The sequence below is a fragment of the Bosea sp. BIWAKO-01 genome, from assembly GCF_001748145.1.
Taxonomy (GTDB): Bacteria; Pseudomonadota; Alphaproteobacteria; order Rhizobiales; family Beijerinckiaceae; genus Allobosea.
The window spans coordinates 3,446,915-3,470,897 of sequence record NZ_BCQA01000001.1 but is presented as its reverse complement, the minus strand read 5'-3'; the positions used below and the strand labels follow the sequence as shown (position 1 = coordinate 3,470,897).

19 protein-coding genes are annotated in these 23,983 nt (G+C 63.6%); 7 read left to right on the top strand and 12 right to left on the bottom strand.

Translation table 11 applies throughout. The features are described from left to right. The first annotated feature begins 36 nt into the window (after window positions 1–36). From araD to BIWAKO_RS16030, 3 genes are all read left to right on the top strand, one after another. A complete protein-coding gene (gene araD / locus BIWAKO_RS16040) occupies window positions 37–1,767 on the top strand; it encodes an L-arabinonate dehydratase (protein ID WP_069879508.1) in 1,731 nt (576 codons plus the stop codon). Between the two features lie 145 nt (window positions 1,768–1,912). Continuing rightward, window positions 1,913–2,662: an FkbM family methyltransferase gene (locus tag BIWAKO_RS16035; RefSeq protein ID WP_069879507.1), complete on the top strand. Its 750-nt coding sequence runs from the start codon at window positions 1,913–1,915 to the stop codon at window positions 2,660–2,662. Window positions 2,663–2,787: 125 nt separating this feature from the next. Further along, window positions 2,788–4,131: a nucleotide sugar dehydrogenase gene (locus BIWAKO_RS16030; protein ID WP_084651455.1), complete on the top strand. Its 1,344-nt coding sequence runs from the start codon at window positions 2,788–2,790 to the stop codon at window positions 4,129–4,131. Window positions 4,132–4,337: 206 nt separating this feature from the next. Here BIWAKO_RS16030 and BIWAKO_RS16025 read toward each other — a convergent pair whose 3' ends face one another. The 4 genes from BIWAKO_RS16025 to BIWAKO_RS16010 form a co-directional block, all read right to left on the bottom strand. After that, window positions 4,338–6,188, bottom strand: a complete 1,851-nt coding sequence (locus tag BIWAKO_RS16025) for an ABC transporter ATP-binding protein (protein WP_141740105.1) — start codon at window positions 6,186–6,188, stop codon at window positions 4,338–4,340. Between the two features lie 21 nt (window positions 6,189–6,209). Continuing rightward, on the bottom strand, window positions 6,210–7,151 hold the full coding sequence (locus BIWAKO_RS16020; protein WP_069879506.1) for an ABC transporter permease: 942 nt from the start codon (window positions 7,149–7,151) through the stop codon (window positions 6,210–6,212). After that, a complete protein-coding gene (locus BIWAKO_RS16015) occupies window positions 7,117–8,076 on the bottom strand; it encodes an ABC transporter permease (RefSeq protein WP_069879505.1) in 960 nt (319 codons plus the stop codon). Before BIWAKO_RS16015 ends, BIWAKO_RS16020 begins: the two co-directional genes overlap by 35 nt. Before the next feature lie 169 nt (window positions 8,077–8,245). Further along, window positions 8,246–10,033: a peptide ABC transporter substrate-binding protein gene (locus BIWAKO_RS16010; protein WP_069879504.1), complete on the bottom strand. Its 1,788-nt coding sequence runs from the start codon at window positions 10,031–10,033 to the stop codon at window positions 8,246–8,248. Window positions 10,034–10,234: 201 nt separating this feature from the next. Here BIWAKO_RS16010 and BIWAKO_RS16005 point away from each other — a divergent pair, with 201 nt between their 5' ends. Next, window positions 10,235–11,653 (top strand): M20 family metallopeptidase, encoded by a 1,419-nt coding sequence (locus BIWAKO_RS16005; RefSeq protein ID WP_069879503.1) that lies wholly within the window; start codon window positions 10,235–10,237, stop codon window positions 11,651–11,653. A gap of 91 nt (window positions 11,654–11,744) precedes the next feature. On the opposite strand, the gene BIWAKO_RS16000 is transcribed toward BIWAKO_RS16005, so the two are convergent. From BIWAKO_RS16000 to BIWAKO_RS15975, 6 genes are read right to left on the bottom strand one after another with little or no spacing between them, the layout of a single operon-like run. After that, the gene (locus BIWAKO_RS16000) at window positions 11,745–12,620 is read right to left on the bottom strand and encodes an alpha/beta hydrolase (RefSeq protein WP_069879502.1); all 876 of its coding nucleotides are present in this window, start codon (window positions 12,618–12,620) and stop codon (window positions 11,745–11,747) included. Continuing rightward, a complete protein-coding gene (locus BIWAKO_RS15995) occupies window positions 12,617–13,624 on the bottom strand; it encodes an ABC transporter ATP-binding protein (RefSeq protein WP_069879501.1) in 1,008 nt (335 codons plus the stop codon). The genes BIWAKO_RS16000 and BIWAKO_RS15995 overlap by 4 nt, the downstream gene beginning before the upstream one ends. Further along, the gene (locus BIWAKO_RS15990; RefSeq protein ID WP_069879500.1) at window positions 13,621–14,601 is read right to left on the bottom strand and encodes an ABC transporter ATP-binding protein; all 981 of its coding nucleotides are present in this window, start codon (window positions 14,599–14,601) and stop codon (window positions 13,621–13,623) included. The genes BIWAKO_RS15995 and BIWAKO_RS15990 overlap by 4 nt, the downstream gene beginning before the upstream one ends. Beyond that, complete coding sequence (locus BIWAKO_RS15985) at window positions 14,598–15,506, bottom strand: ABC transporter permease (protein WP_069879499.1); 909 nt, start codon at window positions 15,504–15,506, stop codon at window positions 14,598–14,600. Before BIWAKO_RS15985 ends, BIWAKO_RS15990 begins: the two co-directional genes overlap by 4 nt. Beyond that, a complete protein-coding gene (locus BIWAKO_RS15980) occupies window positions 15,503–16,480 on the bottom strand; it encodes an ABC transporter permease (RefSeq protein ID WP_069879498.1) in 978 nt (325 codons plus the stop codon). The genes BIWAKO_RS15985 and BIWAKO_RS15980 overlap by 4 nt, the downstream gene beginning before the upstream one ends. Window positions 16,481–16,521: 41 nt before the next feature. Then, a complete protein-coding gene (locus BIWAKO_RS15975; RefSeq protein ID WP_084652253.1) occupies window positions 16,522–18,135 on the bottom strand; it encodes an ABC transporter substrate-binding protein in 1,614 nt (537 codons plus the stop codon). A gap of 95 nt (window positions 18,136–18,230) precedes the next feature. Between BIWAKO_RS15975 and BIWAKO_RS15970 the strand changes: the two genes are divergently transcribed. Beyond that, a complete protein-coding gene (locus tag BIWAKO_RS15970; protein ID WP_069879497.1) occupies window positions 18,231–19,103 on the top strand; it encodes a MurR/RpiR family transcriptional regulator in 873 nt (290 codons plus the stop codon). Window positions 19,104–19,552: 449 nt separating this feature from the next. Further along, the gene (locus tag BIWAKO_RS15965) at window positions 19,553–21,052 is read left to right on the top strand and encodes a sensor histidine kinase (protein ID WP_084651453.1); all 1,500 of its coding nucleotides are present in this window, start codon (window positions 19,553–19,555) and stop codon (window positions 21,050–21,052) included. A gap of 13 nt (window positions 21,053–21,065) precedes the next feature. Here BIWAKO_RS15965 and BIWAKO_RS15960 read toward each other — a convergent pair whose 3' ends face one another. Further along, a complete protein-coding gene (locus tag BIWAKO_RS15960) occupies window positions 21,066–21,740 on the bottom strand; it encodes a response regulator (protein ID WP_069879496.1) in 675 nt (224 codons plus the stop codon). A 321-nt stretch (window positions 21,741–22,061) separates the two neighbouring features. On the opposite strand from BIWAKO_RS15960, the gene BIWAKO_RS15955 reads away from it, so the two are divergent. After that, on the top strand, window positions 22,062–23,444 hold the full coding sequence (locus BIWAKO_RS15955) for an aminotransferase-like domain-containing protein (protein WP_069879495.1): 1,383 nt from the start codon (window positions 22,062–22,064) through the stop codon (window positions 23,442–23,444). Between the two features lie 53 nt (window positions 23,445–23,497). Here BIWAKO_RS15955 and BIWAKO_RS15950 read toward each other — a convergent pair whose 3' ends face one another. Beyond that, window positions 23,498–23,896 (bottom strand): DUF983 domain-containing protein, encoded by a 399-nt coding sequence (locus BIWAKO_RS15950; RefSeq protein WP_043238048.1) that lies wholly within the window; start codon window positions 23,894–23,896, stop codon window positions 23,498–23,500. Between the last annotated feature and the right edge of the window lie 87 nt (window positions 23,897–23,983).

Below are 23,983 nucleotides of genomic sequence, written 5' to 3'. Positions count from 1 at the left end.
TCAGAACCACAAACAAGAAATATCCGAGGAAGCACCATGCCCCACCCCCGCAAGACGCCCGAGACGCTGCGCAGCAGGCGCTGGTTCGGCGCCAGCGACCTGCGTTCCTTCGGTCATCGCTCGCGGGCGCTGCAGATGGGCCTCAATCACGAGGAGTTCATGGGCAAGCCGGTCATCGGCATCCTCAACACCTGGTCCGAGATCAACCCCTGCCACACCCATCTGCGCGACCGGGCCGAGGCGGTGAAGCGCGCGGTCTGGGCAGCCGGCGGCTTCCCGGTCGAAATCCCCGTAATGTCGGCCTCCGAGCAGTATCAGAAGCCGACGACGATGCTCTACCGCAACTTCCTGGCGATGGAGGCAGAGGAATCGATCCGTTCCCATCCACTCGACGGCGCGGTGCTGCTCGGCGGCTGCGACAAGTCCACGCCCGCCCTGATTATGGGCGCCTGCAGTGCCGGCCTGCCCTTCATCTTCGTGCCTGCCGGCCCGATGCTGCGGGGCAACTGGGCCGGCAAGGTATTAGGCTCGGGCGCCGATGTCTGGAAATACTGGGCTGAGAAGGAGGCCGGCAACATCTCCGACGATCAGTGGCGCGAGATGGAAAGCGGCATCGCCCGTTCGCACGGCACCTGCATGGTGATGGGTACCGCCGCGACCATGATGAGCCATGCCGAGGTGCTCGGCCTCACCTTGCCGGGCGCCTCCGCCATCCCCGCCGCCGATGCGGCTCACCCCCGCATGGCGGCGGCTGCGGGAAAGCGTATCGTCGAGATGGTCTGGGAGGATTTGACGCCCGACCGCATCCTGACCCGCAAGAGCTTTGAGAACGCGCTCACCGTCCATATGGCGGTAGCGGGCTCGACCAATGCGATCATCCACCTGATCGCGATGGCGGGTCGGGCCGGCGTGCCGCTGACGCCGGAGGATTTCGACACCTTCTCGCGCACGGTGCCGGTGATCGCGAACCTGCGGCCGTCAGGCGATTTCCTGATGGAGGATTTCTTCTATGCCGGCGGTCTCCCCGCTCTGTTGAAGCAGCTGGAAAGCAAGCTCCATACCGACGCCATGACGGTGACCGGCAAGCCTCTTGCCGAAACAATCGCGCTCGCAAAGGTCTATGACGACAATGTCATCCGTCCGCTCGACAGAGCCGTCTCGACTGCCAACGGGCTTGCAGTCCTGAAGGGCAATCTCGCGCCTAACGGCTGTGTCATCAAACCCTCCGCCGCGGAGCCACGGCTGCTCAGGCATCGCGGCCCGGCCCTGGTTTTCGAGGATTATGACGCGATGATGCGCGCGGTGAACGACGAAAACCTCGATGTCACCGCCGATCACGTCATGGTCTTGAAGAACTGCGGCCCGGTCGGCGGCCCCGGCATGCCGGAATGGGGCATGCTGCCCATTCCCAAAAAGCTGCTGAAGCAGGGCGTGCGCGACATGCTGCGCATCTCGGATGCCCGAATGTCCGGCACCAGCTACGGCGCCTGCGTGCTCCATGTCGCTCCGGAAGCCTATATCAAGGGTCCTCTCGCCGCGGTTCAGACCGGCGACATCATCGTCGTCGACGTCGAGGCTCGCAGCATCTCCGTGGAACTTGGCGACGACGAAATCACGGAACGCCTCGCCATTTGGTCGCCGCCCGACCGTAATTATGCTCGCGGCTATGGCCGCATGTCCGCCGCCCATATCCAGCAAGCCGACAAGGGCTGCGATTTCGACTATCTGGAGGGCACGGCCAAGGTGGCGGAACCGGAGATCCATTGAGCCACCTCCGACCTACTGTGACCACGGAAGCGGCAGCCCTCGCGGCAGGTGAATATCCTGCCCTGGGGCCGGCCGTGGTTTCAAGACATGATCAAGGCGAGCACGGCATATGCCGGGGTGCCAGGACTGGTCGACGGGGTAGCAGATGACGATCGGATTTGACGACACGCGCCCCTTCGATCCACGCCTTGCTTACGAGATGCCGACCAATTCGCAGATCGAGCAGGAGCGCTGGGTCTTCGCCATGTGCAATGGCAGGCGGGGTGGTCGCTTTGCCGAGATCGGCGCCTTCGACGGCGTCCTCCACAGCAACAGCTACTTTCTTGAGACCGAGCATGGCTGGACAGGTGTGGTAGTCGAGCCCAATCCCGATCTTTTCGCTAAGCTCCGGCAGAATCGAACCGCCATTTGCCTGGAAAGGGCGGTCTATCGCGAATCGGGCAGGATCCTCGACTTCGTCGCCTCCCAGGAGATCGGCACGCTCGAGGAATTCGCCGATAGCGACGGCTATTCCAGGCACCGTCGCCAGGTCATCGCTGAGAAGGGCCTGATCCAGGTCGAGACCATCACCTTCAACGAGATCGCGGCGATGGGCGACTTCGCGTTGAACGGCTTCGACTATGTCTCGCTCGATACCGAGGGCTCCGAACTCGACATCCTGCGCAGCATCGATCTGGCTCGCCACCGGATCCCGCTCTTCACCATCGAGCACAATTTCGTCGAACCCCGCCGGGAGGAGATCAGGCGCCTGCTAGCCCTGGCAGGCTATGATCGGCTGAATGTCGGCTTCGACGACTGGTACTTCCACCCCCAGATTCTCTGCGAACGAAATCACGGCGCTACCGTCGATTTTGAGGGCATCAACCGGTATTTCAAGAGCCTCTACAAGGATTAGCCGGCGTTCCGACAGGCCCATGGAGCTCCTCCTCCCAGCTTGTGTTGACGCGTTTTCGCAAGTCTGGAACAAGCTCACGCACGAAACAGCCGCTCCACGAGTTCGGCGTAAAGCGCGAGTGCAATGTGAATTCTGAAGCCGCGCAGCGCTTCATCGAGCGCGCCCATGATCGCTCCTTGACCATCGGCATCATTGGCCTGGGCTATGTTGGCCTTCCACTCGTATTGACGGCGCTGCGCAAGGGCTTCAGCGTCATCGGCTTTGATATCGATCGGGCCCGTGTCGCGCTGATCAATTCCGGCCAGAGCGATATCAAGCACATCCCGTCCGAACCGATCGCGGAGGGCATCAGCAGCGGCCGGTTCGCCGCCACAACCGACTTCGATCGGCTGTCCGAGCCGGACGCTCTGCTCATAGCTGTGCCGACGCCGCTGACGCGGCACCGCGAGCCGGACATGTCCTATGTGGTCAAGACCGCAGAGGCGATCGCGCCCCGATTGCAGCGCGGCCAACTGATCGTGCTGGAATCGACGACCTATCCCGGTACCACAGACCAGGTAATGCGTCCGATCCTGGAAAGCGTATCGGGGCTGGCAAGCGGGCAGGATTTCTTCCTGGCTTACTCGCCTGAACGCGAGGATCCGGGTAACCCCAGCTTCGGCACGTCGGATATCCCGAAAGTGGTCGGGGGCGACGGACCAGATGCCCTGGCAATGGCGGACGCGCTCTACGGCGCACTTGTGGTCAGAACGGTGCCTGTTTCATCAACCGCGACCGCGGAAGCCGTCAAGCTGACAGAGAACATCTTCAGGGCAGTCAATATCGCGCTCGTCAACGAGCTGAAGCAGGTCTACAGCGCGATGGACATCGACATCTGGGAGGTCATCGAGGCGGCAAAGACCAAGCCCTTCGGCTTCATGCCCTTCTATCCCGGCCCAGGCCTCGGTGGCCATTGCATCCCGATCGACCCCTTCTACCTGACGTGGAAGGCGCGCGAGTATGACATCACAACGCGCTTCATCGAGCTAGCAGGCCAGGTCAACACCCACATGCCCTATCTGGTGGTGAACCGCCTGGCGGAACTGGTCGACACGCAGCGCCGCAAGAATTTCAGCGATGCCCGTGTCCTCGTGCTGGGTATCGCCTACAAGAAGAATATCGACGACATGCGGGAAAGCCCCGCGCTCAAGCTGATCGAGCTCATCGAAAGGCGGGGCGCCCATGTCGAGTTCCACGACCCCCATGTGCCAGTGATCCGGCCGACGCGCGAATACCCGGAGCTGACCGGGAAGCAGGGGATTCCGGTTCTCGATGCGGAAGCCCTGGCTGGCTTCGATGCGGTTCTCATCGCGACAGATCACGACATCGTCGACTACCGGCTTCTGGTCGAGCACGCCCAGCTGATCGTGGACACGCGCAACGCCTGCGCGCGACACGGAATTAGTGGCGCAAACGTATTCAAGGCGTAACAAGCTAGGCAGATCAGCGGCCGGTCGATCCCGCGCGACGAGCCCGAGCGGCTCAAATGCTTCTGCCGGATCGTGCTAGCGAAGGCCGGCTTCAGATCAGTCGGTGGCCGGCACCCGGGGCATAAAAAACCGCCGGGCCAGCTTCTGGCCCGGCGGTCGTGACCTATGTCGGGGAAGCGGGGGCAAGGGCCCTCGCTTCAGGGGCCTCAAGCCACCTTCGCCACCACCGCTGGCTTTTCCCATTCCTCGCCCCAGATCATCACGGCATGGCCAGGTGAAACCTCACGGAACTGGCGGATCGGCGGGACGTAGTCGGGTGCACGCACCGGGCTCTTGATCTCGTCGTTCGAGACCGGACGCTTCTCGAGGCGCCGCGCCGGATCCGGCACCGGCACCGCCGCAAGCAGGCGCTTGGTATAGGGGTGCTGCGGATTGCCGAAGATCGCCTCGCGGGGGCCGATCTCGACGATCTCGCCGAGATACATCACGGCCACCCGGTGGCTGACGCGCTCGACCACCGCCATGTCGTGCGAGATGAATAGATAGCCGAGCTTCATCCGCTCCTGCAGTTCGAGCATCAGGTTAATTACCTGCGCCTTGACCGAGACGTCGAGCGCCGAAACGGATTCATCCGCCACGATGAGCCGCGGCTCGACCGCGAGCGCGCGCGCAATGCAGATGCGCTGGCGCTGGCCGCCCGAGAACTCGTGCGGAAAGCGGCTCGCCATTTCGGGCTGAAGCCCGACGCGACGCAGCAATTCGGCGACCTTGTCACGGGCCTCCGAGCGCGTCGCGAGCTTGTTGATCAGCAGCGGCTCGGCAATCGCCGCGCCGACATTCATGCGCGGGTCGAGGCTGGCGAAGGGGTCCTGGAAGATCATCTGCATGCGCTTGCGCCGGTCGCGCAGCGTCCGCTGGTCGAGCTTCAGCACATCCTCGCCATCGAGGAGCACAGAGCCGGAGAGCGGCTCGATCAGCCGCATCACCGAGCGTCCCGTCGTTGACTTGCCGCAACCGGATTCACCAACCAGCGCCAGCGTCTCGCCCGCCTGCAGGCTGAATGAAACGTTCTCGACCGCATGGACCCGGCCCTTGACGCCACCGAGCAGCCCGGCGCGAATTTCGAAACGGGTGGTCAGCCCATTGACCTCGAGCACCGGGCGCTCGGCATGCGCCACGGTGTCGGAGGTCTCCGTCGGAACATCGGACAGGCCCGTCGCCCGATCGACGACAGGGAAGCGCATCGGCCGCTTGTGACCGATCATCGAGCCCAGCTTCGGCACCGCCGAAAGCAGCGAGCGGGTATAGGGGTGCGTGGCGCGGGCGAAGATATCCTCGGTGGCGCCGGTCTCCACCGCCTGGCCGTTATACATCACCACCGTGCGGTCGGCGATCTCGGCGACCACGCCCATGTCGTGGGTGATGAAGAGGACGGACATGCCCTCCTCATCCTGCAGGCTCTTGATGAGCTCGAGGATCTGCGCCTGGATCGTCACGTCGAGCGCCGTCGTCGGCTCGTCCGCGATCAGGAGCTTCGGCTTGCAGGCCAAGGCCATCGCGATCATCACGCGCTGGCGCATGCCGCCGGAGAAGCGGTGCGGATATTCGTTGAAGCGCGACTTCGCCGCCGGAATCCGGACCTTTTCCAAGAGCCGGATCGTCTCGGCTTCGGCTGCACTGCGCGACAGGCCGCGATGCAGGATCAGCGCCTCGGCGATCTGGAAGCCGATGGTCAGAACCGGATTCAGGCTCGTCATCGGCTCCTGGAAGATCATCGCGACTTCGTTGCCGCGGATATGGCGCATATCGGCATCGGGCAAGGTCAGCAGTTCCTTGCCGGCAAGCTTGATCGAGCCCTCGATCTTGCTCGAGCCGGGCGGTGTCAGCCGCATGATGGAGAGCGCCGTCACGCTCTTGCCGGAGCCGGACTCGCCGACGACCGCCACCGTTTCCTTCGGCCCAATATCGAAGGAAACGTCGCGGACCACGGAGCGCCACTGCCCCTCGACACGGAACGAGGTGGTCAGATGCGAAACGGAGAGAATGGGAGAGGTCATGCTGAGGCTTTCCAGTCTTTCCTAGATCACGCGGCGCGGGTCGAGCGCGTCGCGCAGGCCATCGCCAATGAAGTTGATCGAGAGAACGGTGAGGAAGATCGCGGCGCCGGGGAACAAGGCCCAGTGCGGGGCGACATCGAGATGATCCTTTGCGTCGAACAGGATCCGCCCCCAGGTCGGGATGTCCGGCGGGAAGCCGAGACCAAGGAAGGACAGGGTCGATTCGGCGATGATCGCCGACGACACCTCGATGGTGCCGGCAACGATGACCGGTCCCATCGCGTTGGGCAGGATGTGGCTGACGACCTGCCGCCATTTCGTCGCGCCCGACGCACGCGCCGCCTCGACGAACTCCTTCTCGCGCAACGAGAAGAACTGGGCCCGGACGAGGCGGGCGACAGGCATCCAGCGTAGCCCGCCGATGACGACGACGATCAGGACGAAGACGCCGCCCTCAAGCCCGAAAACGGCCTTGAGCTGTTCGCGGAACAGATAGATCACCAGCAGCAGCAGCGGCAGCTGCGGCAGCGACAGAAAGAGATCGGTGACCCACATCAGGAAGGAGTCGACATAGCCGCGCGACATGCCGGCGACCGCACCAACGACGACGCCCACGAACGTGGCGACCACCATGGCCGCGAGGCCGACAGCGAGCGAGATGCGCCCGCCATAGATCATCCGCGCCAGGATATCCTGGCCGAGATCATCGGTGCCGAACGGATGACTCCAGGAGGGCGTCTGCAGTTGCGCCGCAAAGTCGATATCGTTGATCGCCACAGGCCAGAGCCAAGGGCCGATGACGACGCCGAGCACAAGCAGGCCGAGCACAATCGTGCTGATCATCGCCAGGCGGTGTCGGCGGAAGCGGCGCCAGGTCTCGCGCGCTGGCGAGACCGACACGCTCCGCGCCGGCGAGCCGGAAGTCGGCTCAGCGGAAGGAGATACGAGGGTCGAGCCAGCCATAAAGGAGATCCGCAATGAGGTTGAAGAAAACGACGAGGCAGGCGAAGACGAAGGTCACCGCCATGACGACAGGGGTGTCATTGGCGAGAATCGCCGTGATCAGCAGCGAGCCGATGCCGGGCACCCGGAAGATCTGTTCCGTAACGATGGCGCCGCCGAATACCGCCGGCATCTGCAGCGCAACCAGCGTGACGACCGGGATCAGCGCGTTGCGCGCCACATGCCGGATCGTCACCTTCTTCTCGCTGAGGCCCTTTGCCCGGGCGGTGGTGACATAGTCGAGCCTGACGACGTCGAGCACGGCGGAGCGCACATAGCGCGTATAGGAGGCTGCCTGGAAGAGGCCGAGCACAAGGATCGGCATCAGCGCCTGTCGCACCATTTCCCAGTACCAGCGCCAGCCCGTCGCCGCGATATCCGAGCGATAAACGAAGGGCAGCCAGTCCAGCTTGATCGAGAACAGCAGGATGAAGAGCAGGCCAGTGAAGAACGTCGGCAGCGAGAAGCCGACGAAGGCGAGCGTGTTGGCAATCTGGTCGAAGACCGAATAGGGCCGCGTCGCGGCATAGATGCCCACCGGCAGCGCGATCGCAAGCGCCAGCAGCTGAGAGCTACCGACAACGAAAAGTGTCGTCGGCACCCGTTGCAGGATGAGATCGTCGACATTGATTCGGCTTGCGAAGGAGAAGCCCCAGTCGCCCTGCGCCATGGCCGTCAGCCAGCGCACATAGCGCACCATGACCGGATCATCGATGCCGAATTTTGCGCGCAACGCCATCCGGACTTCGGGAGGCACATTGGGATTGGTCGCGAGCTCCTCGAACGGGTCACCAGGCGCCAGTGCCAGAACCGTAAACAGGATCAGGCTGATGCCCAGAAGGCTCGGAATGGCGATGAGCAATCGCCTTATGAGGTAACTCGCCATGCACAGGTCTCTGTAAGCGTACGGATCGGGACCATAAACCGGAACCGGAGGATGCAGGGAGCGACGAAGACGCCCCTGCGATGATCCGACTCCGGCCGGTCAAGGAACGGTCGGCATTCACCGTTCGCGAGAGAGCAGTGCGCTTTCGCGAACGGATTGGCCGCTTCTACTAGCTGCGATACCAGCTTGCCAGTCGCCAGACGTCGCTGTCCCAGCCACTGTATTTCGGCATCAGGTTGTTGGCAGCCGCGGCGACACGCGTGCGCGACAGCAGCGGCAGGATGACATTGGCCTCGCAGAAGATCTCGTCGACCTTGATCAGCAGCGCAGCGCGCTTGGCTGGGTCGAGCTCCTTCTGTGCAGCCTTGTAGGCCTCATCTGCTTCCTTGCTGGCGTAGCGCGAGACGTTGCGGCCCAGCCACTTGTTCTCCTTGTTGGCGATCTCCCACGAGGTGAACTGGTTCAGGAAACGCTCTGGATCCGGCTGCGGCTGCGTCGTGGTGTACATCTCCATGTCGCAGTAGAGCTTGGTGTAGGTGTCCGGGTTGGCGACGTCCGAGGAGAAGAACACGGACGCCGTCACCGACTTCAGCTCGAGATCGATGCCGGCGCGCTGGCAGGCCTGCTTGATGATCGCCTGGGTTTTCTGGCGCGGAGCATTGATCGATGTCTGGAAGACGTATTTGAGCTTCTTGCCGTCCTTCTCGCGGATGCCGTCGGCACCCTTCTTCCAGCCGGCGTCGTCGAGGATCTTGTTCGCCTTGTCGACGCTGAACTCGTATTTCAGCTTCTTCGATTTGAACATCTTCGGCTCGTTGACGAAGCTCGCCGTCGCGGTGCCGCCGCGGCCATAGATGAACTTCTGGATCGAATCGCGGTCGATCAGCAGGTTGATCGCCTGGCGCACGGCCGGATCGCTCAGCGTCGGGTGCTTGGTCTTGACGCTGGAACGCTCGCCGTCGACCTCGGTCCACGGATCCGTGGTGTTGAGGATGATGAACTCGATATTGCCGCTGGGAACCGCCAGCACGCGCCCACGCCCGCCGGTTTCCATGCGCTTGAGGATCTCGTCCTCGACCTGCATGTTCCAGGCATAGTCAAACTCGCCGGTCTGCAGTACGGCGCGTGCCGCCGAGACCGCGTCGCCACCGCCCTTGACCTCGATCGTGTCGAAATGCGGCTGGCTCTTGACGTGATAGTCGGGGTTGCGTTCACCAGTGACGATGTCACCTGGCTTGAAGTCGGTGAACTTATAGGGGCCGGTGCCGACAGGCTTCAGGTTGGCCGGAGCCTCGCGCGACTTGGCGCCCTTGTACTCGCCGAAATGATGCTTCGGTATGATCATGCCGGCGACGCCGACGAAGGCATCGGCCCAAAACGGCGTCGCCTCGGCGAAGATGACCTTGACGGAATGGTCATCGACCTTCTCGACCTTGATGTCCTTGTAGGAGCCGGTCGTATAGGCGGCTGTCGCCGGATCGGCGGCATATTCCCAGGTGAAGACGACGTCGTCGGCCGTGAACGGCTTGCCGTCATGCCATTTGACGCCCTGCTTCAGCTTCCACGTCACCGTCTTGCCGTCGGCTGAGAGGCCGCCATTCTCCTTGGAAGGGGCTTCGACAGCGAGGCAAGGAATGAGGTTGCCCTCGGCATCCCAGCCGGCGAGTGGTTCATAGAAGACGCGCGAGGCCTCCTGGTCCTTTGTGCCGCTGGCGAAATGCGGGTTCAGCAGGGTCGGTGCCTGCCAGAGCAGGATCTTCAGCGGCCCGCCACCGCCGGCCTTGGTCGGCTTGTAGTCGTCGGCCGGCTGCGCCATCGCGACGCCGTTCCAGGCCAGCATCTGGGTCGCAATCGGTGCGCTCAGTCCCAGCGCCACCATCTTCTGCACGAAGGAGCGCCGCGACAGGCCACCTTCCTTCACATCCGCGATCAAACCTCGCAGGTCGTGTTCGTTCATACATACCCTCCGCCAATCGGCAACTGACAAAACTTTGGGGGTCTTGCGCCCCCTGCTCTTCCCTCAAGCAGCCGCCAGCAAGGCATGTGCCAAAGAGCGCGTCAACCATGCAGCGCAGCGCCTTGCAGTCCCGCTTGGAACTGACTGGACGAGACTCTCCTGGCTTGCTCAAATGCGGAAACACTTAGAAGCGAGATAAAAATGGACAATCGAAACGACCTCTGGCGCCAGGTTGACGCAAGCAAGGAGCGCTTCATTGCGCTGAGCGAACGGGTCTGGGGCATGCCCGAGGTCTGCTATACCGAGCAGCGTTCCGTGGCCGAGCATGTCGCCGAGTTGCGCCACCAGGGCTTTCGGATCACCGAGAACGTCGCCGACATCCCGACGGCCGTCATCGGCGAGGCCGGAGAAGGCGGCCCGGTCATCGCCTTCCTCGGCGAATATGACGCACTCCCCGGCCTCAGCCAGGAGGCGGGTGTTGCCACGCACCAGCCGCTCGAGGATGGCGGTCATGGTCATGGCTGCGGGCATAACCTGCTCGGCTCCGCCGCACTGCTCGCCGCGACAGCGATGAAGAACTGGTTGGCCGAGAACAAGATCCCGGGGCGCGTGCGCTATTATGGTTGCCCGGCCGAGGAAGGCGGCGCGGCCAAGGCCTTCATGGTCCGCTCGGGTGCCTTCGACGACGCCGATGTCGCGATTTCCTGGCACCCATCGAGCTTCTGGGAGGTCACCCCTCCCCTCTCGCTCGCCAATACGCGTGCCGATTTCATCTTCACCGGCCGCGCCGCCCATGCTGCGGCCTCGCCGCATCTCGGCCGCAGCGCGCTCGACGCCGTCGAGTTGATGAGTGTCGGCGTCAACTATATGCGCGAGCACATGCCAAGCGACGCGCGCGTGCATTACGCACTGCTTGATACGGGCGGCATCGCCCCCAACGTCGTGCAGGCGCATGCTCGCGTCCGCTACTCGATTCGCGCGCGCGATCTGCCCGGCATGCTCGAGCTCGTCGAACGCGTCCGCAAGATCGCCGAAGGCGCGGCATTGATGACCGAGACCAAGATGGAGATGCGCATCATCAGCGCCGTCTCGAACGTCGTCGGCAACACCCCGCTCGAGAACGCGATGCACGGCATTCTCGAGGAACTCGGCGCTCCGCATTTCGACGAGACCGACCGCGCCTTCGCCCGCGATATCCGCGCGACGCTCTCGCCTCAGGAGATCGCTTCCTCCTGGCGCTCGATCGGCCTGCCTGAAACAGAGGCTCCGCTTGCCGATTTCGTCGTCCCGCTCGACGCGCCGCGCAATCCGATGATCGGCTCGACGGATGTCGGCGATGTCAGCTGGGTCGTGCCGACGGTTCAGGCTCACGCGCCAACGGTCGCGATCGGCACACCTTTCCACACCTGGCAGGTGGTGGCGCAGGGCAAGAGCCCGGCCGCGCACAAGGCCATGGTCCAGGTTGCCAAGGCGATGGCAGCGACCGGAGCCGCCGTGCTCTCGGACCCCGCCCTGTTGGCTGCGGCAAAGGCTGACCTGAAGACCCGTGTCGGCAAGGACGGCTATGTCTCGCCACTGCCCGGGGCAGTGAAGCCGCCGCTGAACATGTCGCGCGGCTGAGGCATAAAACAATCCCCAGCCGCCATGGGCGGCTGGGGACAGCTTTCGGATTCAAGTCGCCGCGGCAGCACGCCCGCGACGAACAATGACCTCAGAGGACCGGAACGGCCTGCTGGCCCAGTTCCTCGGCTGAGGGGATACGGCCGCCCTCGAACCAGTAGGCCGCTGCGGCGCGCGACATCGCCGCGCCGTCATGGCCGATCCCGTTCACCGTGATCAACTGCCAGTTGCAGGGCAGCCCGAGCCGAGCCGCCTCGCGCTTGGCGAAATCGAGCATGAAATGGGCCCGCCCGTAGCGATGCGGCCCCTGAGCCAGCGCCTCGGCCTGCGACGGCAAGTTCGGATCGGCGGTGGCGATGTCCTGGTCTCCCGCGAAAATGATCATCGGATAGGCAAGCCAACGCGCCAGCGCCTCCTGATCCAGTCCGAGCTCACCGAGGCCTTCGGGGAAATTCCTGTCGAGGCATGGCAGTGTATACCAGCCCGGATTGGAGGCCATGGCCGCCTCGAAGGGCTCCGCGCCTTGCGTCGCCAGCATCCGATGGACGAACTGACCGCCGGCCGAATGGCCGAAGATACGGATCACCGGGTTGTCGATGACGCCGCCGGCGCGCAGCGCCTCGAGCACACGCTGCGGCACGGAATAGAGCCAGGTGTCGCGCGCTGCGATTGCGCCGCCGGCCCCGAGTACCAGCCCGTTATTATAGCCTTCGGCCTGCGGAAAATGCTCGTTGGAGAAGGTCGGGGCGACGATCAGGATGCCGTGCTTCTCGGCCGCATCGATCCAGAAATCGCGGTACTCATCGCCATTGCGCAGCATGCCGTGCTGCACGACCACCACCGGGTCGTTCGGCTTGTGATCGGCGGGGCGATAGAAATTGACCTCGAGCGGCCTGTCGGGATGGAAGCGATCGACGAAAGGCAGGGTGCTGCGGCCGATAACGGGCGTGAGCGAAACGGTGGTCATGCGGTCTCCGGGGCCTTGTGCAAATGGCAGGCGGCGCTGCGGCCGGGCGCGATCTCGGTCAGTTTTGGCCGGACCTCGCGGCAAACGGGCATCGCGAGTTCGCAGCGCGGGTGGAACGGGCAACCAGGCGGCGGTGCGAGCGGAGACGGCAACTCGCCCTTCAGCGGCTGGAAATCACGTTTGCGACCGGCCGCGGACGGGATCGCCTTGATCAAGGCCGCACTATAGGGATGCGCCGGCTCGGCGAAGATGGCGGTCGCGGATCCGATCTCGACGATCCGGCCGAGATACATGATCGCGACAAGGTCGCTGATATGGCGGACCAGCCCAAGGTCATGGCTGACGAAGAGATAGGTCAGCCCATGCCGCTCGCGGACATCCATGAACAGGTTGACGACCTGCGCCTGGATGGAGACGTCGAGCGCCGAGACCGGTTCGTCGCAGACCAGGAAATCAGGCTTCACGGCAAGCGCACGGGCAATGCCGATGCGCTGGCGCTGGCCGCCCGAGAACTGGTGCGGATAACGCTCCCGATAGGCGAGATCGAGCCCGACTTCGGTCAGCGCCTGGTCGACAGCGGCCTCGATCTCCGCCTTCGGCAGCAGCTTATGGACGCTCAGCGCCTCTCCGACGATCCGGCTGACCTTCATGCGCGGGTCGAGCGAGGCGTAGGGGTCCTGGAAGATCATCTGGACCTTGAGCAGGAACTCGAGCCGGTCCTTGCCCTTGAGCCCGGCCACCGGCTTCTGCTCGTAGATGACCTCGCCCGAGCTCGGCCTGAGGATGCCGGTGGCGACACGCGCCAGGGTCGACTTGCCGCAACCGGACTCACCGACGAGCCCGAGCACTTCACCGCGCTTGACGCTGAGATCGACGCCGTCGACGGCTCGCAGCGCCGGCGGTGCCTTGCCACGGCCGGTCGCCATCAGGATGCGTTCCGCCAGGGTGGGATTGCGGCGGAAGTGCTTGGTCACACCCTTCAGTTCGAAGACGGGCGCACTCATGCTGCCTCTCCCTGCGGCACCGGGTTATGGCAACGGAAGCTGCGTTCGGCAGTCCCGGTCGGAGTCGGATCCTGCTCCGCGCAGATCGGCTGCACCCGGTTGCAGCGGGGACGGAACGGGCAGCCGCTCGGGCGCCCATCGATCCGCGGCGCGACGCCGTCGATCTGGTTCAGGCGCTCACCCGGCTCGACCATCGCGGCCGAGGAATTCAGCAGACCAAGCGTATAGGGATGCCGCGGCTGGTCGAGCACGGAGTCGACCGGACCGATCTCGACGACCCGGCCGGCATACATCACGGCGACCCGGTCCGCGAGTTCGGCGACGACCGCGAGATCATGCGTGATCCACAGCACCGCAGTACCGGTTTCGCGGCTGAGCTTCTGGACCTCGAACAGGATCTGGCTCTGGATCGTGACGTCGAGCGCGGTGGTCGGCTCGTCGGCGATAATCAGGTCGGGAGCATTCAGCAGCGCGGTCGCGATCGCGACGCGCTGGCGCATGCCGCCCGAGAATTCATGCGGGAACTGCTTGAGGCGTGCCTCGGGCGAGGAGATGCCGACGCGTGCCAGTGCCTTGGCCGCCTCGCTCAGCGCTTCCGCGCGGCTGCACTGGCGATGCTCCAGGATCGCCTCGCTCATCTGCTCGCCGATGCTGAGCACCGGGTTCAGCGTCATCAGCGGATCCTGGAAGATCATGGCGATGCGATCGCCGCGCAGCTTGCGCAGCCGCTCTTCGGACGCCTCGCGAAGGTTCTCGCCGGCGAACGTGATCTCGCCCGCAACGATTTCGCCCGGCGGATCGATGAGCTGGACCAGCGAGAAACCGGTCACCGACTTGCCGGAACCGGATTCTCCGACCAGCCCGAGCACCTCGCCGCGCGCGACGCTGAGATCGACGCCGTCGACAGCCGGCCAGGCGCCATCGAGCGCGTGGAATACGGTCCTGAGTCCCCGGACCTCGAGAAGCGGAGCACTCATGAGCGCACGTTGAAGCTGCGGCGCAGGCGGTCGCCGACAAGATTGAGCGACATGATGAGCAGCACCAGCGCGATACCGGGGAATACCGCAATCCAGTATTCGCCGGAGAGGAGGAATTCGAAGCCGTTGGCGATCAGGAGTCCGAGCGAAGGCTGCGTCACAGGCACGCCGACGCCGAGGAAGGACAGGGTCGCTTCCAGGGTGATCGCACTCGCGATGCTGATCGAGGCCACCACGAGCACCGAGCCGACCGAGTTCGGCAGGAGATGGGCCAGCATGATGTGTCGGGTTGGCAGGCCGAAATTCAGCGCCGCCTCGATGTACTCCTTGCGGCGCTCCACCAGGGCGGCGGCACGCATCAATCGTGCGTATTGCGCCCATTGCACCAGCACGATCGCGAAGATCACCTTGTCCACGCCACGGCCGATCGAGGCGAGCAGCACGAGCGCGATCAGGATCGAGGGAAAGCCGAGCATGAAGTCGACGACGCGCATGATCACGGCATCGACCGCGCCGCCGAACTGAGCTGCGAGCAGGCCGGCAGTAATGCCGATGACGAGCGCGCCCGCGGTCGCCGTGAGACCAACCATCAGGCTGGTCCGAAGCCCGTAGAGGATCGCGCTCAGCATGTCGCGACCCTGGGCATCGCTACCGAGCCAGTAGGTGATGCCGGTCATGCCGCTGTCTCCCGGAGCCAGCCGGTTGTCCATCACGCTCAGGGAGGCGAGGTCGTGCGGGTTTTGCGGCGCGATGACGGGAGCAAGTACGGCGAGCAGGACAAGGATACCGAGCAGGATCGCGGCGCCGCGCGTTGTCGGCCGGTTCCGGATCCGGCGCAGCACCTTCTCGCGCAGGGGCGTATCGGCATAGGCCGGCACGACTGGAGCTTTCGCCGGCGCGCTCATGCCATGTCTCCGGTCAGCTTCACGCGCGGATCGAGCGCGGCATAGAGAATATCGACGAGGAAGTTCACCGTGACGAAGAGCAGCGTCGCCAGCAGCACATAGGCGACGACCACCGGCCGATCGAGCTGATAGATCGAATCGATCAGGAGCTTGCCCATGCCAGGCCAGGCGAAGACCGTCTCGGTGATGGTGGAGAAGGCGACGAGGCTGCCGAACTCGATGCCGACGACCGTCACGACCGGGATCAGGATGTTTCGCAGCACGTGCCGACCGACGATGCGCTTGCGGCGCACGCCCTTGGCACGGGCATATTTCACATAGTCCTGCGTCATCGTTTCGGTCGTGCCGGCCGCGACGAGGCGGATCATCAGTGCAGTATTGGGAATGGCGAGGTTGAGGGCCGGCAGGATCAGATGCTGCAGCCCGTCAAGCGTGAGCAGGCTGGTCTGCAGCCCGAATACGGAGACGGTCTCGCCGCGCCCCGCCGTCGGCAGCCAGCCAAGCACGACGGCAAAGAGCAGGATCAGCATCATGCCCTTCCAGAAATTCGGAAGGGAGTAGCCGAGCACCGTGCTGGCCATGATGATCCGCGACGGACGGCTGTCAGGATCGAGGCCCGCCAGCAGCCCGAGCGGCACGCCGACCGTGACGGCCAGTGTCATCGCCAGCAGCACCAGTTCGAAGGTCGCGGGCAGACGGGCGAGGATCAGTTCGATCGCAGGGACGCCATGTACGAAGGAGCGCCCGAGATCGCCCTTCAGGGCATTGCCCATGAAGGTGAAATATTGCTGCCAGACCGGCAGGTCGAGGCCGAGCCGCTTGATCAGGGCCGCGCGCTCGGCGGCACTGACCTGTGGCGAGACCAGGAGCTCGATCGGGTCTCCGATGCCATAGACGGCGAAGAAAACCACGACCGAGACCGCGAGCAGAACGATGACGCTCTGGATCAGCCGCTGCAAAACATAGGCGGTCATTGCGTTTGATCGACTCTGCTACGCTTACTGAATGACTGGACTTACTTGGCGACCGGCTTCACCGACATCGCCAGCATGAACTGGTCGGCGCGGCCGGTGACATTCAGGTCGGACTTGAACGCCCAGATGCCGCTTTCGAAGTGCAACGGGATGAACGCACCGTCTGCGAGCACCAGCTTACCGGCCTCCTGCAGCAGTTCGGCCCGCTTGGCATCGTCGAGCGTCGTCACGGCAGTGCGGATCACCTTGTCGAACGCGTCGTTCTTGTAACCGCCATAGTTCGAGCCACCGAGGGTCTTCTCGTCGTTCGGGGTCGGCGGCCACTGACGCAGGAAGGACGCAGCCTCACCGGTGCCGGAACCCCAGCCACCGAGTGCAACGCTGAATTCCTTCTTGGCGCGGCGCGGGAAGTAGATCGCGCGCGTCATCGCATCGACCTCGGTCTTGATGCCGATCTGGGTCAGGTACTGTGCGACAGCCTGGGTGATCTGGCTGTCATTGATGTAGCGGTCGTTGGTCGAGGACAGGGTCAGCTGGAAGCCCTTGGCATAGCCCGCCTCGGCCATCAGCTTCTTGGCGGCAGCCGGGTCATAGGCCAGCTTCGGCGGGTTCGGCAGCGTGCCGAACATGCCGGTCGGCAGGAACTGGTAGGCCGGCTCAGCCGCACCGTCCATGATCCGCTTGACGATCGCATCGCGATCGATGGCGAGCGACATTGCCTTGCGGACGCGCGGATCCTTGAGCGGGTTCTTGCCGTCTTCGGACTTGACGAAGGGGCTCTGGTCGCGGGCCACGTCGAGCTGGAAATACATCACGCGGGTCGAGGGCGTGACGACATGGCCGAAGCGCTTGTCGCCCTTGATGCGGCCAAGGTCGCGCGCCGCAGGGTTCTCGATGACGTCGTAGTCACCGGCAAGCAGCCCGGCCAGGCGCGGACCGGCATTGGTCACCGGCAGAAGGCGCACGGTCGCCCAAGGCTCGGCCTTGCCCCAGTAGCTCGCGTTGCGCTCGAGCTCGATCGAAGAGCCGCGAACATAGGACTTCAGCTTGTAAGGGCCTGTGCCGATGGCGAGGCTGCCATCGTTGAAACCGCTCACGGCCGGCCAGGCGCCGGTCACGCCGCAGTTCTTGGGGACGTCGTAGCTGATGGGACCATGCTCGACGATCGAAGCCGAGAGGATGCTGAGGCTCGAAAGCAGGTTCGGCATCAGCGGTTCGGGATTGATCGTGTTGATGATCAGCGTGTGGGCGTCGGGCGCCTCGACCGAAGCGAAGTTCCCGGTGATATCGGCGAAGGAATCGGAGACCTTGGTCTCGTTCTTCAGCGTGCGGCAGAACGTGAAGACCACGTCCTCGGCGGTGAAGGGCTTGCCGTTCGAAAAGGTGACGCCCTGGCGCAGCTTGAAGGTCCAGCGGTTCTTCCCGTCATTCTCCCAGGAATTGGCGAGGCTGGGATGGAGCTTCTGCTTCTCGTCCTGACGCACGAGCGAGTCGAAGATGTGCTGGGCCAGCGCATTGTTCGGCGTGAGATCATGGTAATGCGGATCGACAGCTGTCGGCTCCGAAGCCAGCGCGATGCGCAGGGTCTGGGCCCAGGCCGGCGCGGCGGCAAGGCAGGTTCCGGCCAAAGCCGCAACCATTAAGGATTTACGCATGGTCATCTCCGCTCCCAATGTGAACCATTTTGACAGCTTCATTTTCGTTGGGTAGCAAACATGAAAATATTCGAACGTCAATCGGGTGGAGACGCATGTCCCAAGGCTTGAAGCCGACGACCGATCTCTCGAACCGGATCGCCCGGGTCTACCCGTCCTTGAGCAATGGGCATCGGCGCGCAGCCGATTTCGTGCTGCAGCAACCGCTCGACGTCGCCACCATGACGATCGAAGGACTGGCCGAAGGCAGCGGCACCTCCAACGCCACCGTCACGCGCTTCGTCCGCGCTCTTGGCTATGGAAACTATGGCGAATTCCGTGTGGCCCTCTCCTCGGCCCTGAAATTCGCGCTCGATCCGGTCGACAGTTTTGCCGGCGCACGCTCGGCCGCGGGCTCGACCTTCGCCACCTTTGTCGACGCTCTTTCCGACCAGTCGGCCAATCTGCAGGCCGCGCGGGACGCCCTCGACGAGGCGACCACGACACGGGCGATCGAGGCCCTGCTCAAGGCGCGCCGCGTCTTCATCGCCGCGTCGGGGGCGAGCCATCATGTCGCATCTTTCCTTGAGGACGGGCTCGCGCTCTATCTCGACGCCGACGTGACCTTCGCGTCCTCGCGCGCTGGCCCTGAACGAGCCATTCGCCACATGCTCTCGGCCAGGCCCGACGACCTCGTCGTCGCGATCTCGGTGCCGCGCTATTCGCGCACGACGCTCGACCTCGCCTCCTTCGCGAAGAAGCGGGGGTCGACCTTGCTTGCGCTGACGGACGGCCCCACCTCCCCACTCGCCAACATCGCCGACATCACGCTCTTCGCCCCAGCCCGGAATCGCCTCCTGCCGAACTCGCCGACTGCGATCTTCGCGCTGGCGGACGCCCTGATTACCGCAATTGCCCGCGAGCGACCTGACGCAGTCGAAGCACTGAAGGGTTTGAGCGAAAGCCTGCTCTGGACATTTCACCATTGAGGTGACCGCGCCACGGCTCCCGCCAGCAGACCGGGGCTAGGCGGTAAGCCCGCGTATCGGCAGCTTTAATGGCACTTCGCGGAACAGGGGAAGAGTCGTAAGACCAGTTCGACTGAAGCGAGAGCGCTTCAGGCTCTCGCACAGCAGCATGATGACAGTGCCTCCGCTCTATCGGGTTACGTCACGGTGTATCCGCCGATTTGTCGACAGGTCACCACGGCAAGAGTCGAGCCCGAAGAGGTCGTTCATGGCGCAGGATTTCTGCGCTATTTTGAAAAACTATCTGATCTAAGAATCTTAAAATTCACGAAGAATTCTCGTCTATCGTCAGAACATTGGTCTTGGCGCAAGAGTGAACAAATTGCTATTCTTCTAATCTGGAATACGCTGAAGACACGGCTTGGCCCCGAGACGATCTCGCACTGGATCGATGCCACGATGGATTGTGGATGAACGACCGGGTGAATGACAAGTACGCAGAAGGTTCCCAGACGCAGGGCGGTGGAACTGACACGACCGTTGGAGACGGAAAGAAGTGGCGCTGGCCCACCGCATTCCGCAACGCAATCCTGCAACGCTGGAACGCCCTGACCCTCGAACGCCAGTTCCTCCTCACCGCCGCCTTGGCCGTCGGCCTGTCCATGGCTGCCCTCGGCTATTGGGTCGAGAGCCGAATTCGCTCCGGCTGGATTCAAGGCATGGCGGAAACGGGAGCGCTCTATCTCGAAGGCTTCCTGGCACCCCATGTGCAGGGGTTGGATGCCTCGAACAGGTTACCGGAGGAAAGTCGGGAGAAGATCAGGGGGTTGCTGGTCGATACCAGCCTCGGCCGGCACGTCGCGATCATCAAGCTATGGGACCTCAACGGGAACCTGATTTTCAGCACAGGCAGGGCCGAATCACATGGCAAGATGTCGGAAGGTGACATCAAGCGGATCGTGGCGGGCAACGTTGTCGTAGACACGGACCTCGACGATGACCGCGACGAACTCAGGGCGATGAAGCTCAAGCCGAAGCTGATTGAAATCTATGCTCCAATCTACAGGGAGAAGACAAGGGACATCATCGCGATCGGAGAATTCTACGAGTTCAGCCACTTCATGAACCGAGAGATTTCGAGCGTCCGATACGCGACATGGTTCCTCATCGCGAATGTCGCCATCGTCATCGTTATCCTGCTGCATGTCATCGTCAAACGCGCGAGCCGTATCATCAGCAGCCAGCAGGCTCTTCTCGAACAGAACCTGGCGCGGGCTGAAGCCCTGGCGAAACGGAACAATGCGCTCAGGCGGGCGGCGGACCGGGCCAGGCTCAACGCCACCGTTCTCAACGAGACCTATCTTGCCAGCATCGGCGCCGACATCCACGACGGGCCCATCCAACTCCTCAGCCTGATGATGCTGAAACTGCCCTCTGCAGCGGATCGGGCGGGCGGGACCGTGGCGCCCGCAGCCCACGCTCACGGCGAACTCGAACCCCTGATTCAGCAGGTCCTCTCGGATCTTCGCAACCTGTCGTCAGGACTGGCGTTGCCTGAGGCGGAGAATCTCTCTCTCGCGGAGACCATCCATCTGGCCATTACCCGCCATGAGCAGCAGACGGGCACACATGTCGTCCGCAACATCGCCGAACTGCCCCCACAGGTTCCCGTCGCCATCCGCTTCTGTTCCTACCGGGTCGTGCAGGAGGCGTTGACCAACGCCTATAAACACGCCGGGGGGCGGGGGCAAAAGGTCGAAGCCCGCATTGGCGACGACATGCTCGAGATCTGCGTGTCGGACAGTGGCAGCACCTTGCCCATGCACCACCGTGATACGGCACTCGGTAGCGGCGGCCTCGGGGTGCGGGGCATGGACAGCCGCATCAAGGCATTGCGAGGCCAACTCACAGTGAGCCGGCTGCCTAGCGGTGGAACCGAAGTGCGCGCCACGCTGCCCATGCGATCCTGACGGCGCAATCCCCCTATCGAGGCCTCGCCGGATCACGCGCATCAGATGCCGGAGGAACGAGCCTTTGCGCCGCGATCACAACCTCCAGGCGATTCCTGGCATTCAGCTTGTGCATGAGATTGGTCATGTAGCCCTTGATCGTCTTCTCGCTCAGTGAGAGGGCCCGGGCGATCTCTCGATTCTGCTTCCCGCACAGAAGAAGCCTCACGATCTGGTCCTCCCGCACACTCAGCCTGGTGCTTTGCGCCGCCCTCTTCTCCAGCGCCTTGCTTTGCAGCGCACCGATCACCTTGGTGGCGAAAGCAGGTGTGATATAGATCTCGCCTCGCCGCGCCGCCTCAATCGCGTCGAAGAGATCATCGGCGGGACTGCCCTTGAGGACGTAACCGCTGGCGCCCGCGTCGAGCGCCTGAATGGCATGATCTGTACTGGTCGATGCGGTGAACACCACCATTTTCATGTGAGGCGCAGCCTTGGATGCGTCCGAAATCGCCTGGAAGGCATCGCCCGCCATGTTCAGATCGACAATCATCGCGTCAGGCTGGTGAGTTTCCGTGATCGCGGTGATGTGATCAGCCGCGGAACCGGTCGCAACGAGCGAGAATCCACCTTTGCGTTGCAGCAGAGCAACGATCCCTTCGGTCAGAAGCGGGTGGTCATCTACAACCGCAATCGATATGCCATCCATCGCTGGCCTCCCCCAATTCTATGCCGCGACGCTGAGAGCATGCTGGCTCATTTACAGCCTCCTGTAAATGACTTGGTGAACGAAGGGTTAACTTATGTTGTCTTCGCGCCAACCGCTCGCCCAGGAGCCGCCGTATGCCTAGACCTTGCACGAATACCTGGTGATTAATGTGACCCAGGTCACAGACCGTACCGGGATTGCGTTGATCGTTCAGTCAATTGGATCGACCCTGCGCCTCGGCATTCCCATTGGCTTGCCGCGATCGTCTCGTTTATCGTATGCAGACATTAGCATACAATGCATGGAATCCGGAGAGCCGGCATGGCGCGGAGCGACGAGACAATGCAGTGGATCCGCCAGCTCGATCCATCTGCAGGCCCGCGTTACCTCCAGGTCGTCGAACTGATTGCCGAGGCCGTCGCCAACGGCACCCTGCGCCCCGGCGACAGACTCCCACCACAGCGGCAACTCGCCAAACTTGTTGACGTCGATCTGACGACGGTCACTCGCGCCTATGCAGAGGCAAGACATCGCAATCTGCTCGACGCGGTAACCGGGCGCGGATCCTTCATCTCGACGCGGAAGGAACAATCGGGTCCGCTCATCGACCTGAGCATGAACATTCCCCCGCCCCCGAAGGGCATACGCCTTGCTGAATTGATGCAACGCGGTCTCGCAGAGGTCCTGTCGCGTTCCAGTGCCGACTTGCTGATGACCTATCATGTCGGCGCGGGTTCGCTGGCGGACCGGGCAGCCGGGTGTGCCTGGCTTGAGCCCGTTCTCGGACGGGTCGAACCCGCCAGACTGCTCGTCGCCCCCGGCGCGCAGCCGGCGCTCCTGGCAGTGGTCAGCCTGCTCGCCAAACCAGGCGAGGCCATCCTGGTCGAGGCCCTCGCCTATCCCGGCCTGCTTGCAGCGGTGAGGCTGGCGGGGCTGCGGCCTGTCCCCGTCGCAACCGACGAAGAGGGTCTTCTGCCGGGCGCCCTGGAGCGGGCCATTGATGAATCCGGCGCAAAACTGCTCTGCGTGACGCCGACGATCCAGAATCCGACCACAGCGACGATGCAGCCTGCGCGACGCGATGAGATCGTGCGGATCGCACGGGCAAAACACCTGAGGATCATCGAAGACGACCCTTACAGCCTGCTTGCCGGCGATGCTCCGCCGCCGCTGGTCGCCCTCGCTCCGGAACGGACCTATCATGTCGCAACCCTGTCGAAGGTCCTGACCCCAGGGCTGCGTACCGCCTTCGTCGTCCTGCCGCCGGACGAGAACCGCGACGCGCTCGTCGCGATCCTGCGGAGCATTGCACTCATGCCGCCCCCGCTGATGACGGCGCTTGCAACCCATTGGATCCGGATCGGCGCCGCTGGCGACCTGCTCGACGGGGTGCGCCGCGAGGCTGCGGCGCGCCAGGAGCTGGCCCGCTCCATCCTGCCGGCTTCGGCCCGGCATCATCCGAACGGCCTGCATATCTGGCAGCCGCTGCCAGCGCATTGGGATCGCTACCGCTTGGTCCAGGCAGTCCGTCAGGAAGGCCTCGGGGTCACGCCATCGGATGCATTCAGCGTCGAAGGCGAGGCCCCGGACGCCGTCAGGATCTCTCTGGGCGGCGTGCCGGAACGCGGCCGCCTCGCCCATGCCCTGAAGGCGCTGGCCGCGATCATGGGCAATGAGCGTTCACAGCATCAGGGGATCGTCTGACGAGACCGGGAGCGCGCAGGCACGGCCTGCTCAACGCGCTCCGTTCCTCCGGGTCAGGCCGGCGTCTTCTCACCCTTGGGGCGAGCCAGCCGACCTTCCTCAGCCTTGTGGAAGAACTGTGCTGCGACGAGCCAGCCCTTCAACGGCTGGAGCGGCGGGATGCAGGTTAGCAGGATCAACGGCAAGGTGGTGACGAGATGAACCCAGGCCGGCGGCTCATAGGCCATTTCGAGCCAGAGCGGGAACACCACGGCCGGAATGCAGACGAACATCATCACGAAGAAGGCCGGCCCATCGGCAGGGTCAGCAAAGGAATAGTCGAGACCGCAGACCTCGCATTTCGGTCGCAGCTTCAGAAAGCCCTCGAACAGGTGCCCCTGTCCGCAACGCGGACACCGTCCGCGCAGGCCAGTCTGGGCAGGCGAGAGGGGTGGCCATTCTTGGTCGGACACGGGAACAACTCCTTGAAGCCAGCTCTGAGCGGCCAACGTCGCGAACTAAATGGCGACAGAGGCGTACAATGTCAAGATTGTACGCAT

What these genes read in the sequence shown, in the direction of transcription:
- araD (WP_069879508.1), top strand. Translation starts at nt 37, where the DNA reads ATGCCCCACCCCCGCAAGACGCCCGAGACGCTGCGCAGCAGGCGCTGG.
- BIWAKO_RS16035 (WP_069879507.1), top strand. Translation starts at nt 1,913, where the DNA reads ATGACGATCGGATTTGACGACACGCGCCCCTTCGATCCACGCCTTGCT.
- BIWAKO_RS16025 (WP_141740105.1), bottom strand. Translation starts at nt 6,188, where the DNA reads ATGACCTCTCCCATTCTCTCCGTTTCGCATCTGACCACCTCGTTCCGT.
- BIWAKO_RS16020 (WP_069879506.1), bottom strand. Translation starts at nt 7,151, where the DNA reads ATGGCTGGCTCGACCCTCGTATCTCCTTCCGCTGAGCCGACTTCCGGC.
- BIWAKO_RS16015 (WP_069879505.1), bottom strand. Translation starts at nt 8,076, where the DNA reads ATGGCGAGTTACCTCATAAGGCGATTGCTCATCGCCATTCCGAGCCTT.
- BIWAKO_RS16010 (WP_069879504.1), bottom strand. Translation starts at nt 10,033, where the DNA reads ATGAACGAACACGACCTGCGAGGTTTGATCGCGGATGTGAAGGAAGGT.
- BIWAKO_RS16005 (WP_069879503.1), top strand. Translation starts at nt 10,235, where the DNA reads ATGGACAATCGAAACGACCTCTGGCGCCAGGTTGACGCAAGCAAGGAG.
- BIWAKO_RS16000 (WP_069879502.1), bottom strand. Translation starts at nt 12,620, where the DNA reads ATGACCACCGTTTCGCTCACGCCCGTTATCGGCCGCAGCACCCTGCCT.
- BIWAKO_RS15995 (WP_069879501.1), bottom strand. Translation starts at nt 13,624, where the DNA reads ATGAGTGCGCCCGTCTTCGAACTGAAGGGTGTGACCAAGCACTTCCGC.
- BIWAKO_RS15990 (WP_069879500.1), bottom strand. Translation starts at nt 14,601, where the DNA reads ATGAGTGCTCCGCTTCTCGAGGTCCGGGGACTCAGGACCGTATTCCAC.
- BIWAKO_RS15985 (WP_069879499.1), bottom strand. Translation starts at nt 15,506, where the DNA reads ATGAGCGCGCCGGCGAAAGCTCCAGTCGTGCCGGCCTATGCCGATACG.
- BIWAKO_RS15980 (WP_069879498.1), bottom strand. Translation starts at nt 16,480, where the DNA reads ATGACCGCCTATGTTTTGCAGCGGCTGATCCAGAGCGTCATCGTTCTG.
- BIWAKO_RS15975 (WP_084652253.1), bottom strand. Translation starts at nt 18,135, where the DNA reads ATGCGTAAATCCTTAATGGTTGCGGCTTTGGCCGGAACCTGCCTTGCC.
- BIWAKO_RS15970 (WP_069879497.1), top strand. Translation starts at nt 18,231, where the DNA reads ATGTCCCAAGGCTTGAAGCCGACGACCGATCTCTCGAACCGGATCGCC.
- BIWAKO_RS15965 (WP_084651453.1), top strand. Translation starts at nt 19,553, where the DNA reads ATGAACGACCGGGTGAATGACAAGTACGCAGAAGGTTCCCAGACGCAG.
- BIWAKO_RS15960 (WP_069879496.1), bottom strand. Translation starts at nt 21,740, where the DNA reads ATGGATGGCATATCGATTGCGGTTGTAGATGACCACCCGCTTCTGACC.
- BIWAKO_RS15955 (WP_069879495.1), top strand. Translation starts at nt 22,062, where the DNA reads ATGGCGCGGAGCGACGAGACAATGCAGTGGATCCGCCAGCTCGATCCA.